Source organism: Corynebacterium sp. HMSC036D03, assembly GCF_001836185.1.
GTDB lineage: Bacteria > Actinomycetota > Actinomycetes > Mycobacteriales > Mycobacteriaceae > Corynebacterium > Corynebacterium simulans.
Map to the genome: position 1 here is coordinate 42,087 of NZ_KV827769.1, position 12,856 is coordinate 54,942.

Here is a 12,856-nt window from a genome sequence, read left to right on the forward strand (position 1 = left end):
GCAATCACCAAGATGACGCAATCACCCAAGATTACGGATATTCCGCTTTCGCAATTACTCCCGCTGCACGATTTGGAGCAGGTCTCGGCCGAGGACGTGCGTCGGCACATTGCACCGCAGTACGGCGAGTTTGCAGAACAAATCGCGGCGGTATTCAACGGCAGCGCCGTTGCGCATCCGGAACTTAACGCGGCCAATCTCAACCCGCAGCCGCCTGCTCCGGAGCCCCAAACGGGCGCCACCCTATCCTCCTTTGGAACTTCGGAGATCAAAGACATGAGTCCCAAAAAAGAAGACCCACAGTCGCCACAGCCTGGTAACAAGGACATCGACTGGGCAGCGGAGCTTGCCAAGCTCAAGGCCAAGGAGAACGTACGTACCCAGGTCAACGAGGACGATTACACCAACCTGCCGGCAGATGCATTCAGCGCGCCTTATAAGGGCAAGCAGCCAGAGGGTTGGGTAGTGCCTGAGATGCACGCTGTGGTTGAGGTCCCGGAAACCACCGATGCAGCGGCAGAAGCAGAAGAAGATCCTTATGGCTACGAGCAGCCGACAGAGGATAATTCGGACGTTCGCCACCCGGTGCGCATTTGGTGGGAGCCGGTTTCTGCGCAGCCGGGAGAACTGGTTTTCTACCGCGTCGTTGCCGATGACCGAGAGATGATTGCCTCGCCGGAAGCAGGCGAGACATTGATGATCACTCGCGGCACCGCTTACCGCGACATGGATCCGGGTGCGGCCGGTCTGCGCCACTATGCGGTGTGGGCTTATAAAGGAGCCGATCTGGGAGAAGCGATTAGCAGCCAGCCGCTGTTTATGGGCGAGACGGCAGTGGTCTTTCCGCCGGTCAACGTCAAGGTGACCACCATCAAGGGCGCAATCCAGGTCTCTTGGGACTTGCTGGAGGGCCATGAGGCCGCCGTCGTTTATGCATGCAAGGACACCGAGCGCGACTTGCTTTCCCCGCGGTTTGAGCAGGACATCGAAAGCAGTGGGCGTAAGGCCACCATCCGTGTGCAGGAGGCGGGCCAGACCATGGTTGTCTCCTTGCTCGGCCAGGCGCAGTTCCGAGATGGCAGGTTGACCAGCTCGAATGAGACGGTAGTGCAGCATTCGGTGAAGTTAGCCAGTGAGCTAGAGAAGATGTCGCTTACGCGCTGTGAGCGGGAGAATTCCGATGGCCACGACAACATCGAGATTGAGTGGAACTCGCCGAAGACGGGCGAAGTCAAGATTTATCTGACCCCGCACGCCCCACGTCCGGAGCTGCGCACCAAGGCCATCGATAAGTCTTATGTGGAAAACGCGTTTGCCGACGCCGTGACTGAAACGCGAGGCACAACCCCACCGGATTCCGTGCAGAACACCACGATGCCGTGGCCTTCTGATTGGTACGAGGTTTATGTCACCCCGGTCAACTTCAACGAGGCCGACGCATGGGTCGGTGAGTCGCGCGTTCTGCAGCGTGTGCTGCCCATCGGGGAGGATGAAGTGCGGCTTATCGAGCGCGTGGATAGTCAGTTGATTTCCTTCACCTGGCCGCGCGGCGCCACGATGGTGGAGTGCACGACCAACAGCGGCACTACCACGGTGCGCGAGGAGGAATACGAGTTGCAGGGCGGCATTCGCCTGAAACTCGAGCGCCACAGTGACGTCGTGCGCCTACGCCCGTTTGCCATGTTTGCGGGCGAAAGAACTGAGGCCCGCGAACAGGTCATTGAATACCCCGGCCTGCGCACGGTTACTTATGACTTCCGCTATGACTTCAACACCCGGCAGCTTGGCGTGTACCTGTCCAGCCTGGACATGGGCGATAGGCGCCCATTCTCTTGCCAGGTGATCTATAACCCGGTGCGTCTACCGCTGTTTGCGGAAGACGGCATGCCGTTGAAGCTGTCCGGCATGAACACGGACCGCTACACCAGCCAGGGCCTGCGCCAGGGCACTTTTGAGCAGCCTGATTTCATCGTGGACTTAGACCAGCGAACCTGGAACGGCGGCTATGTTCGCCTGTTTGCGGTCGAAGACTTTGCTACGGGTGCTTTTTCCGCGCAATCTTTCAACCCTGACTTCAGCCAAGACTTCAGCCTTGGCCAGCAGGGCAGCTTCGATTCTGATTCGGCGTCGCAGTTCAATGCCACTGATAAGACGGTCGTGGTAGAAAGCGGCGTCGCCCAGCGCCTGCGCTTTGATCCACTGCCTTCCCCGCAGGATGGTGCGCAGAACTTCCAGCAAGGAGGGCAGTACTAATGGCGGGTGCTTTTAGTTTTGCATCCTTCTCGCGCGGCAACGGTCGGGCAGGCGGCTGGGGAGTAGGCGCAGTAAGCGGGGATATTTCCCAGGAGCAGCTGCAGGAGCTGGTTAGTTTTGTCCCAACGAGCTTGAACAGCGGTGCACCTATCCCGGACTTTCCTTCGGCTCAGGAGCGCGCGGAGCTGGTGCGCCGCACTGCGGTATTCACGCTGACCGAGGAGGGCGAGCAATGGGTCACCATGGTCTCCGTTCCCGCCGGTATCGACGCCACGGGCCGCGGCGGCAACGTCTTTACCTACACCGCGGTTTCAGACGGGGGAGTGCCGCCCGCACCGGCGGACGTGCTGTATTCGCCGGATGTGCCGACGCCTTTTTCCATCTTTGAAGTGGACAAGGTGGAGATCCCGGAAAAAATTTCGCGCAAGGGTCCGCTTGCAAGTGACGCGCTTATCGACGACTTCTTGGCCGGCGAATTCCGCAGCCCTGCAACGTTGCCAGCGCCTTTCAAGTCCGTAGTGCCGCATAACGACGCCGCCTATAACGCGCGCTTGGTAGAAGCGATAGCGAAGGTGCTTTCTGCGAAGAAGAAAACTCTCGTCATCTTGGTGGCGCCCGAAAACCAAGCGGCCTTTTGGGTTGCTGCCGCAGCCCGCGAGGTAGGCGAGCTGGGATTCGGATTCTCTACCTTTGAAAAGCCAGCCGCTATAGCTGAGCTTCCACTGGGCACTTCGACCATGGTGGTGGTTCCTGAGTCCGAAAAGTTGCGCCTTGCAGAGCTGACCAAGGCCCGGGCTATTCCTGGCAATCCGGTGATCTTCGAACTGGGCGAGCCACTGCCGGACTTGAGCGCCTATGAGGGCGCCGGGGCAGTGGCGTCGGCGCCGACCCCAGCACCGGCAGCAGTAGAGCCAGAGACGGGCTCGCCTTTTGTTGACGAACCCGCACGATCTGTGGCCGAGCCATGGGCTGAGTCGCCGGCTGCAGCTGCCGCAGACTTGTCGGCTGCGTCGCAGGTAAACCCTTTCAGCGAAAGTGCGCAATCTGCGCCGCAGGGCGAGGTAAACGGGGCATCGCCAAGCATCGCGCAAACGGAACCTGCACCGACCGCAGCAGCTGCAGCGGCCCCTGCAGCGCCGGGTGCGAACGCCGTCCTTCCGGGGCTTACCTCAGATGAACTGGAACAGCTGCGAGACTTCGATCCAGCTTGGTGGATGGGTTACCTGAAGAAGCATCGGGGGCGTGCTATTCACTTTGCGCTGCTGCATCCTTCCTGCTTCCCCGAGGGAACGCGGGTCTTTGCGCTGGCGGCAGCATTGGCTTCTTGGGTGAAGTATTTTCCGGCCGATTATAACTTCCTAGTTTCGCAGGCTTTGGGCGGCATCGACACGGCGTCGCTGGATCAAGCGCGTGCACTCACTATCGAAAGATTTGCCCCTGTTATTCAGCCTGAGGAACGGCGGAGTGCGGCGACTGGTGAATTAGGACGTTACTTGAGCGAGATTTTTGCAGAAATAATTCGAGCACACGGTTTCACGGAAAGTTAAAGACAATGGCTAAATACACTTTGAAAGACGGGGAATCTCGTCACCTTACAATCACTGACACCATTCGCGTCGAGGCTTTCGAAATCGGTGCGGGTGGCGCGCAGGTTGAACTCGCTATCGTGCCCGAGGGTGTGGATTACACCCGCGTAGATGACCTGCTGCTCATCGTGCATGCGGTTACACAGGATGCGACGATCCAGGTGCGCCCGAAGGGCTTCGGCACCTTTGGTTTGCGCAGCGAGATTCGTTTGAATATCAGCAACGGTGAGGACACCGTGAGCTTCCCGCGCGTGCTTATCGACGGCGCGGAAGATAGCCCCGAGCGTCTCGCCGAGCTGCAGGTTGAGGACCAGCAGCTGCGTCTTTCGGCCTTTGGTTCTTCCGAGGGTGCAGGAATCACCGATTCGGCGCGCGAGGTCCGCTCTAAGATGCGCCGCGCGGCGCTTGATGACGCTGAGCTGGCCGATGCCATCGCGGTTATCGATAGCTCTGCTTCCATGCAGGTCAATACTTCCGATGGTGCTATCGAGCTGGCGGCGAAGTACATCAATGCCCTAGCGGATTCCTTCGCGAACTTCACCGCGACCGATGGGCAGGAACGTACCGCTGGCCATACCGTAAGCGAGCTGCAGAGCTTTATCACTGGTGTTATCGATGCCGGTGCTGACCGCGTGGGGCGCCGCCAGTGGAAGGGACATGACTTACATGAATCTTCCTCGCTGTTTATCTATGTAACCGACAGCCCTACTGCCGCGATGCTAAGCGGTGAAAAGCCCGCCGTGGTGATTGTGGTTAGCCCGATTGCCGAGCAGGAAGTTGAACTCGCTCGCGCAAGTGCAGGCGAGCACCCGGTGGCTTTCGTGGTGATTGACCGAGACGACGTCGATAAGCAGCGCAGCGCATTCAACAGCGATCTTGCGCGCCTATCCGATGAAGTGGCAGCGATGCTCAAGGAGGAGTACTAATGACCAGCACCGCCGCATGCCCGTGGACTTTCCGTCCACTGGAAAAGGGCGCTACCGAAAGCCCATATAACAACCGCGAGCTGTTGCCGGACTGGACGGAATCCGTGACCCACTGCGTGGCCATGGCCGGCGCGCGTAACTCCGGCAAGTCGCTGTATACCGCAGTGATGGTCAAGCAGCTCAAGCAGCTTGCGCACAAGCACGATCACTCCGTGCTGGCGGCCGATGAATCCACGGCGCAGCGCTATGCGGAAAAGTACGAAAATCCGCTCTTTAAGGAAATGCAGAGCATGGAGCCCACCCCGAGCGCCGTGGCCACCGATGCTTATCAGCGTGACCCGCTGATCTTTGATCTGGGCCGTTGGCCAGATGCCGAAGGCGTAATGCGTACCAATTATCTCGTCTTCCGCGACGTTGCCGGCGAGGACCTGGAGAACCTGCCGGAGCGGGAAGAAGACCGCGAGGCGCTGTCCTTCTTCAAGTACGCCGACCTGGTTATCTTCCTGTTTGACCCGCTGCGTGAGCGACAAATCCGGGACTACCTGCACGGACTTGTTCCGGACTTTGGTGAGCTCGGTGCCGAGCCCACGCAGGTGCTGGAAAACCTCATCACGCTGATGGGAACGGAGTGCCCGCCGCCGCTGGCAGTTACCATCTCCAAGTTCGATACGCTGCAGAAACTGGAGCATAACCCGAATACGCCGTGGGCCAAGATCATGGGCAACGCGGGCGCTGCCTTCCGCCGCGATACCGGCTGGAACTTCCACTTCGACGATTCCTACGTCCTGCACCAGGAAGTGGACTCCTTGCTGCGCTACCTGGAAGCCTTCGACCTCATCAACATGGTCGCCAACGTCAGCAAGAACGGATACCGGTACTTCGCGGTCTCCGCTCTAGGCGAGGCGCCGACAGGCCGGCACCTAGCACGCAGTGGCATCGCACCTTTCCGCGTGCTGGACCCAATCCGTACGCTGCTTAGCGGCTACGGCGTATTTGGAAAGGATGTCCAGTGACCTTCGGTACGCCCAACGGAAACCAGCAATTTGGGGTTCCTTCCCAAAGCGGTGCTGGCGGAGCACAGTTTGGTTCCCCAGCGATGCCGGTCAGTGACTACCGCTATGGGCAGGTTGCAGACCAACAGAAGGCGGCGCGCCGGGCCGCCGATATGTCCGCCTGGCGGGCGCCGTGGGCGCTACAGATCGCTGCGCTTTTTGTGCTGGGAATCTCGGCCTACATCGTCTACTACGTATTCGAGCTCGTGGCCTCCGAGCGCGTTCCCGAACACTTGAACCGCATCGAGCGCCTAGCCACTGAGCTGGGCGTGGGGCTTTCACTCGTGGTGCTCGCGCTGTGCGTGCTCATGGTCTATACGCTGCATGCCCAGCACAAAGCGCGAATCTGGCTGACGGTCATCCTTGCCATTGTGGTGTTGATGCTCGTGTTGCCACATGTCTGGCCCATTTCCTTGGCAGCAATGGTAACCATCGTGCTGCTGTGGCTACCAGGCAACAAGGAATGGTTCGGCTTTAAGCCTTCTTAGCCAATGCCGCGAGTGCCTCCTGATTGTTCGCCGTATTAAACAGCTCATAGGCCACGCGGTACTTCTCACGTGCGGTGACAGTATCGTTCGCGGAGGTATAGCGATCCCCCAAGAGCTCAACGACTTCAGCCAAGGCGTTGAAATCTAGGGGGCTGCGCGCCGAGGCGATGGGGTGGCGGCTTAGAAAGTCCATCAGGACCTGGGTGGACTTAAACATGTTTTCTGCCTCCGTGCGCAGCGTCTCGGAGAACAAGACGGTCCAGCGTGCGGCGATGGGCAGCTCCGTGTACTTGAGTGCGTTGACGTACCGTGAAGCCAAGATGTCGTGCGCTTCATCGCGGTCATTGTCGATGAGGAAGACCTCGACCTTGCGCAGCAGCATTTCTAGCTCGCGGGCTTCATTGCCGTTGCGGGAGTATTCCTTAGCCGCAAGGCCGTAGAAATCAGCTGCGGTTTCGCCCGTGGTATCGGTATTGTTTCCGGCCGCATCAGCGTAAAAGCGTGCCAGCATTCCCGCAGGCAGCGTGGCATATTCGGGGCTGAGGTGGTACTTGCGCAGGATCTCGTTGCTCTTGTTCGCCACGTGGCTGCGCGTCGCAAAGGAAGGGCACGCCCACAGCGCGCCGACAGCGGATTCGAGGAGGATAGACAGCGCCTTCGCGAGGGCGGAGTTTGGGTTCGGCACCGCGCTGACCGGGGAAGCCGGAAGCGAGTCTTCCTCGCTGAACGCAGCGAGCTGGACTTGGCGGTTGATGTCGACGAATTCCTCGCTGTGCTCTTTGACGTTCTCACGCTTGGCAATCTCGAGGCGGTCACGCAGCTCGTTTAGCTGCTCTTCGAGGGTGCCGGTTCGCTCGCGCTCTTCCGGTTCTTCTGGCTCTAGCTCTGCTGTTTCTTCTGCTTCGGCTGCTTGTGCTTGCTGGGCGGCTAATGCTTCCTCGGCGGCGCGCTCTTGCTCGGCGATGTTCTGCAGCTTTATCAGTTGGGCGTCGTCTCCTGCCTGGGCAGCTTTCTTGGCGTATGCCCATGCCTTCTCGGAGTCTTGCAGAGCATCGTAGTAACGGGACGCGAGCCTAAAGCCGCGGCTGGTGATGGTCGGATTACCAGCTAAGGCGCCGAGGCTTGCGATGTGCAGCGCGGACTGGGCCGCTGCGGGAGAGGACGGGTCCTGCCAGATAAGCAGGAGCATGAATGCATTGAGCAGGTCAGCGGTAGGCGTTACGTCCTCAGCTGAGCCCACGAATTTATCGTCACCGATGACTTGGCTTAAAAGTGCGCCGATTTCCTTTAATTCCGCTGCGGGAAAAGCGGTGTCGTTGTCGTAGCTTTTCGCAATATCCAAAAGCGCGGTGGCACGTTGAGCATCGAGAATAGGGTAAGTCACATCGGTAGGCATGGGGCAGATTTTAGTGCAGGAACATATAAATTTCGCTCGTACACTAGATTCCATGGATTCTCACACCCACGCTGGACGCTACGCCCCGAGCCCTTCGGGGGATCTCCACTTCGGAAACCTCCGCACAGCCCTTCTGGCATGGCTTTTTGCGCGTTCTTCAGGGCGGCGCTTTGTGGTGCGAATCGAGGACATCGATAAGCAGCGCTCCTCGCTTGATGCAGCGCAGCGCCAATTGGAAGATCTGGCCACGCTCGGAATCGACTGGGATGGCGAGGTCATCTACCAGCAGGATAGGGAAGCCGCCTACAGCGCGGCCTTGGAGAAGCTGCCGTACTATGAGTGCTTCTGTTCGCGCAAAGACATTCAGGAAGCCGCGCGCGCCCCGCATGCCATCCCCGGGCAGTATCCGGGCACCTGCCGCTATCTTGATGAGGGAACCAAAGCGCAAAAACGCGGCGAGCTTGCCGCGCAAAGCCGCGTGCCATCGCTGCGGCTGCGTGCGGAAACAAATCAGTTCACCATCCAGGACAAGCTGCATGGCAATTACACAGGCGACGTCGACGATTTCATCTTGCGGCGCGGCGGCCAGGTTACCGATATTGATAATCCAAAGACGGACTGGGCTTATAACTTGGCGGTGGTGGTAGACGATATCTACCAAGGAGTCGACCAGGTAGTCCGCGGCGATGATTTGTTGAGCTCCGCCCCGCGGCAGGCTTATCTCGCGAGCTTGCTGGGCCAGCCGGCGCCAGAGTTTGTTCACGTTCCCTTGGTTCTCAACGCGGAAGGCAAGCGCTTGTCCAAACGGGATGGTGCGGTAACGCTGCGCCAGTTGCTGGAGTTTTATACCCCGGAGCAGGTGGTGGGGCAGATGGCGCATTCGCTGGGCTATACGGCAGCAAGCGCTCACGAGCTACTGGAAAAGTTTCAGCCGGAGGCGCTGAGCACTCAGCCTTATGAGTGGAGCGATGGGTGCCGAGGTGCCGCACAGGACTAATACCGGCCAGACTATTGTTTAAAGGGTAAAGCTACAAGGGGCAGAGTCGGCGCGTATGTGGAGTGAGTTTTGTGGAAGTACTGCTAGTACTCATTGGTTTGATGTTGTTGACCGTGATTGTGGTGGCAGTCGGGGATAAGACCGGGCTTCCCTGGCCGGCTTTGCTTTCCATTCTGGCGGCCTTGTCCATGTTCATTCCGAGGCTGCCGGACTTTGAGATTCCAACCGATCTCATCCTGCCCGTCTTCCTGCCGCCTTTGCTGTGGGCACTGGCGCGTAGAACTTCCTGGGGTGTAATCCGCGAGCAATGGGTGACTATCTTGAGCTTGTCCGTGCTCTTGGTGGTTGCCACCACGCTGACTGTGGGCATGACTGCCTATGCCTTCTTGCCTGGAGTCAGCCTGGCGGGTGCGATTCTCATCGGCGCTGCTATCGCGCCGCCTGACCCAGTTGCGGTGGAAGCAGTGGCTGAGCCCGCGGGTATCCCGCGCCGCATTATTTCCACGCTGCAGACTGAAGGCCTGTTCAACGACGCGGCATCGATTGTGGCTTTCCACCTCGCACTCGTGGCGGTGACCGATGATTCCACCATGACCTGGGGGAATGCTATCTTGAACTTCCTCTACTCGGCAGCAGTGGCGGGTGTGCTGGGCTGGGGCAGCGGACGCCTTGCCTCCATGTTCATCGCGCGAGTTCATGAAGTGGTTGCCCGCAATGCGCTTACCTGGGTGATTCCCTTCGCCGTCTATGTAGTTGCGGAAGAACTCCATGCTTCTGGCGTTATCGCAGTCGTTATCGCCGCGGTGGAGCTGCATTCGCGCGCGCCGATTCAGGCCGAAGACCGTCTTTCCGGCCAATCCTTCTGGGAGACCATCGAGCTGCTGTTTACGGGCGTGGCCTTTGGCCTTATCGGCATGACCGTTAACAGTGCGGTACACGAGGCGGGCACCAACCTGGGGCATTCGATCATCGTTGGCGTGCTGCTTTCCCTCGTGGCCTTTGTAGTTCGGCTGCTATGGATGTGGCTTTTCTACCGCATCAATCTGCGGCGCGGAAAGCCACGCCTTGCACCGCTGCGCTTACAGGAAGTGCTGCTTATGGCTTGGTCAGGCATGCGTGGCCTGGTCACCCTCGCGCTGGTTTTGTCCATACCGAGCGATGCCATTGCCTATAGTGATGAACTTTCCGTTATCGCGCTGACCGTTCTGGTGATGACCATGGTGCTGCCAGGTCTCCTGCTGCCGTGGCTCATGCGTCAGCTGGATCTGACCACGTATTCACAGGCAGCTTCTGACAAAATGCGCGCGGAAATCACCAAGCGTGCGCGCAAAGCTGGCGTGGCTTCGATGCGGAGGAAATACAAAGAATTGGACCCAGAGATTGCCGCCAATATCTCGCAGTGGTTTGAGGATCGCCTTGGTGAAGACGAGGACGGCGACGATGCCAGCACCCGTCTGCAAAAGGCGATCAAAGCTCGCGACGTCGCGCTGGCGGCGCGCCGGGTTGCCTTGGCAGGCGCCCAACAGGAGCTGCTTCGCCTGCGCCGTGACCGCAACTTCAACCCGATGATCGTGGATGAAGTACTCGAGGAAGTAGACCGCATGACCCTGGGAACCAAGGCCCACTAGGCTGGGGCCGCAAGGAGTAAAAACATGAATGCACTCGAATATGCCCAGCTGGAAGACAGTATGGATTATCTGTACGACTTCTTCGACGAGGACCTAGAAGCCCGCGTGCGCGCCGAGCGTGAATACCTGCCGGAGTCTCTGCAGGACTTGCTGGGGGATCACAGTGTGCTGGACTATATCTGGCTGTGGATTAAGGAGCCGGGCAAAAACGGTTTCAAGGCCTATCTGCGCGATGGCGGCTACTCGGAAGCAGAAGTAGAAGAGGCTTTTGTGTGGACCCGCAATGAGTGGGGCCACAACACCCCACCTCATATTGAATGGTTAAAGGCCGATGGCTACGAGCCACCGGCCTTCTAACGAGCGCTTTTAAGAAGCTTCTTATTGCGTGGGCTGAGAGTCCACGGCCACGATCTGCTTGTCCGGCTTGGAGCCGTCAGCAGGGAATGCCTTGGCGATTGCCTTGGAGAAGTACTCCGCGCGCTTCTCGTTGCCACCGGTGTTGTAGTGGACGTCATCGCCCTCCAAGAACCACTCGGCCCGGGCATCGGCAGCCCAGTCATAGACCACCAAGTTCGGGTAACGGTCACGCGCTTTGAGCAGGGCCTCGTTGAAAGGCGCCATGTTGGCGTTGGCGTAAGCACCGGAATCCAGGTTGGTCTTGGCAGTCGGCCACATTACGGGGGCTTTGCCAAGCACCTGCATGATTTGGTCCACGCGCCAGTCTTCCTCGCCGGAACCGCCCACGGCGCGGTTTGCGGCGTCGTTCACACCAGCGCCGATGACCCAGCAATCGTCCTCGCCGTAGCCCTGCTGCAACAGCTGATTAACGGAATCGAGGATGGTTGGATCCCCCTCGAGGGCCTCAACGGTGGAGCGGGCGCCGGTGACGTCTGCGACGACTTCTTGAGCGCCGACGTTCTTGTAGGTCACCTGGGCATTGAGTGAAGGATCGGAGACGTAGTCATCGGAGAACATGCCGATGGAGGTGGAGTCACCGACGTGGATGATGGTGGTGCAGCGCGTCTTGCCCTTCTGGTTCGGATCTGGGGCAGCGGAACTTGGGGCCGCGCTAGAAGAGGCATTAGGTGCTGGCGCCGCAGCCGCGGTGTCCTTCTTGGGGCCGCCTCCACCGACCTTCAAGCCCATCTGCTGCGAGCCTGGGGTTTCCTCCTGGCCCAGTGCATCGTTCCATGCGGCCGGAATGCCCATTGCAACCACGGCCGCCATAAGCGTGGCTGGAACGGTAAGGCCAAGGCGCGGCATGCCGATGCTCTTGCGCTTCGCCCACCAATTCTTCACCGGCTCGACGACGCCGTTGCGGCGGATCGGGTCCTCAACTAGCGCCCAAGAAATGGCCGCGAGGAGGATGGAGATCACGGTGACCAAGATGGGGTGCGCTACGGACCAATCTGGAATGAACACGATGGCAGGCAGGTGCCAGAGGTAGATACCGTAGGAACGCTCACCGATCCAGCGCAGTGGTGCCAGCGCGAAGAAGCGGGAGAGAAGGCTGCGCTGATCCAAGGCCGCGGCGATGACCGCGACGGTGGCGATGGAAAGAGCGATAAGGCCCCAGTTGTATAGGTGCGGCGAATAGTCCGGCAGCAACCAGAAGAGCAGGCCAATACCAACCAGACCGAGAATGGAAGCCGGGATGGTAAGTGCCCGCGGCGGGATACGGTAGCCACGCTGCTTGGTCAGTGCGATAGCGAGGGCAGCGCCAAGCAGAATCCCGCCGGCACGGGTATCGGTGCCCTCGTAGACGCGGGTGGCATCGGCGCCGGTGTTGAACAGGAAGGCCATCCACCCGAAGGACAGTGCGGCAAGCACCAGCGTGGAAATAAGAAGCGGCTTGCGCTTGCCACGGGTGAGTTTGAGCAGCACAAACAACACGAGCGGCCAGAATAGGTAGAACTGCTCTTCCACCGACAGCGACCACATGTGGTCCAGCGGTGCGTGGCCGGCAAAGCGGTCAAAGTAGGACTGGCCCTCCAAGATGACATGCCAGTTGTTGACGTAGAACAGCGCGCTGAGCGCATGGCCGCTGGTCTCGCCGAGCTTGGGGAGATCGAAGAAGATCGTCAGCAATACTACGGCGACCAGCATGAGCACGACTGCCGGCACGAGGCGACGGAAGCGGCGCAGCCAGAAGGTAGGCAGGCCAAGGCCCTTGCCGCGCAGGTGGCTGCGCATAAGGTTGGCAGTAATGAGGTAGCCAGAGAGCGTAAAGAACATACCGACGCCCAAGTAGCCGCCGGGCAGCCAGGCCGGGTCTAGGTGATACGCCACGACGCTGAGCACAGCGATGGTACGCAGGCCGTCGATTGCGGGCACGTAAGAGGTATGTGAATCAACCGGTCTTGGCATCCGGAATTCTCCTATAGGGAAACATCAATCAAGGGGGCGGAAACGGACATCTCTCGCGCTGCTTTAAAAATGAAGGCCAGTCACAGCGCAAAGCTCCACTTACTCTAAACCCTTGTCTCGACATGTTTGGCTCTTGGGGGAGAATATTCCCCACGGTGTGGGG

10 protein-coding genes are annotated in these 12,856 nt (G+C 59.4%); 8 read left to right on the top strand and 2 right to left on the bottom strand.

Annotated elements, in window-relative coordinates:
• Positions 1–12 precede the first annotated feature (12 nt).
• From HMPREF2692_RS12300 to HMPREF2692_RS12320, 5 genes are read left to right on the top strand one after another with little or no spacing between them, the layout of a single operon-like run.
• The gene (locus tag HMPREF2692_RS12300; RefSeq protein ID WP_070823726.1) at positions 13–2,253 is read left to right on the top strand and encodes a SaeA-related protein; all 2,241 of its coding nucleotides are present in this window, start codon (positions 13–15) and stop codon (positions 2,251–2,253) included.
• Positions 2,253–3,800, top strand: coding sequence for a GAP1-N2 domain-containing protein (locus tag HMPREF2692_RS12305; RefSeq protein ID WP_070823728.1), 1,548 nt, complete (start codon positions 2,253–2,255; stop codon positions 3,798–3,800). Before HMPREF2692_RS12300 ends, HMPREF2692_RS12305 begins: the two co-directional genes overlap by 1 nt.
• Positions 3,801–3,805: 5 nt before the next feature.
• Positions 3,806–4,765 (top strand): apurinic/apyrimidinic endonuclease family protein, encoded by a 960-nt coding sequence (locus HMPREF2692_RS12310; protein WP_061920080.1) that lies wholly within the window; start codon positions 3,806–3,808, stop codon positions 4,763–4,765.
• Entirely contained in the window at positions 4,765–5,778 is a 1,014-nt protein-coding gene (locus HMPREF2692_RS12315) for a TRAFAC clade GTPase domain-containing protein (RefSeq protein ID WP_061920082.1), read from the top strand. The genes HMPREF2692_RS12310 and HMPREF2692_RS12315 overlap by 1 nt, the downstream gene beginning before the upstream one ends.
• On the top strand, positions 5,775–6,305 hold the full coding sequence (locus tag HMPREF2692_RS12320; protein ID WP_235590978.1) for a hypothetical protein: 531 nt from the start codon (positions 5,775–5,777) through the stop codon (positions 6,303–6,305). Before HMPREF2692_RS12315 ends, HMPREF2692_RS12320 begins: the two co-directional genes overlap by 4 nt.
• On the opposite strand, the gene HMPREF2692_RS12325 is transcribed toward HMPREF2692_RS12320, so the two are convergent.
• Positions 6,292–7,701: a hypothetical protein gene (locus HMPREF2692_RS12325; RefSeq protein WP_061920085.1), complete on the bottom strand. Its 1,410-nt coding sequence runs from the start codon at positions 7,699–7,701 to the stop codon at positions 6,292–6,294. The two genes, HMPREF2692_RS12320 and HMPREF2692_RS12325, sit on opposite strands and share 14 nt — an antisense overlap.
• Positions 7,702–7,753: 52 nt before the next feature.
• On the opposite strand from HMPREF2692_RS12325, the gene gluQRS reads away from it, so the two are divergent.
• The 3 genes from gluQRS to HMPREF2692_RS12340 all read left to right on the top strand — a co-directional run bounded on the left by gluQRS (position 7,754) and on the right by HMPREF2692_RS12340 (position 10,683).
• Positions 7,754–8,698, top strand: coding sequence for a tRNA glutamyl-Q(34) synthetase GluQRS (gene gluQRS, locus HMPREF2692_RS12330; protein WP_061920087.1), 945 nt, complete (start codon positions 7,754–7,756; stop codon positions 8,696–8,698).
• Between the two features lie 71 nt (positions 8,699–8,769).
• On the top strand, positions 8,770–10,326 hold the full coding sequence (locus tag HMPREF2692_RS12335) for a cation:proton antiporter (protein WP_061920089.1): 1,557 nt from the start codon (positions 8,770–8,772) through the stop codon (positions 10,324–10,326).
• 24 nt (positions 10,327–10,350) lie between these two features.
• Complete coding sequence (locus HMPREF2692_RS12340; RefSeq protein WP_061920092.1) at positions 10,351–10,683, top strand: hypothetical protein; 333 nt, start codon at positions 10,351–10,353, stop codon at positions 10,681–10,683.
• Positions 10,684–10,704: 21 nt separating this feature from the next.
• Here the strand turns inward: HMPREF2692_RS12340 and HMPREF2692_RS12345 are convergent, their stop codons facing one another.
• The gene (locus tag HMPREF2692_RS12345) at positions 10,705–12,693 is read right to left on the bottom strand and encodes an acyltransferase family protein (RefSeq protein WP_070823730.1); all 1,989 of its coding nucleotides are present in this window, start codon (positions 12,691–12,693) and stop codon (positions 10,705–10,707) included.
• Positions 12,694–12,856 lie beyond the last annotated feature (163 nt).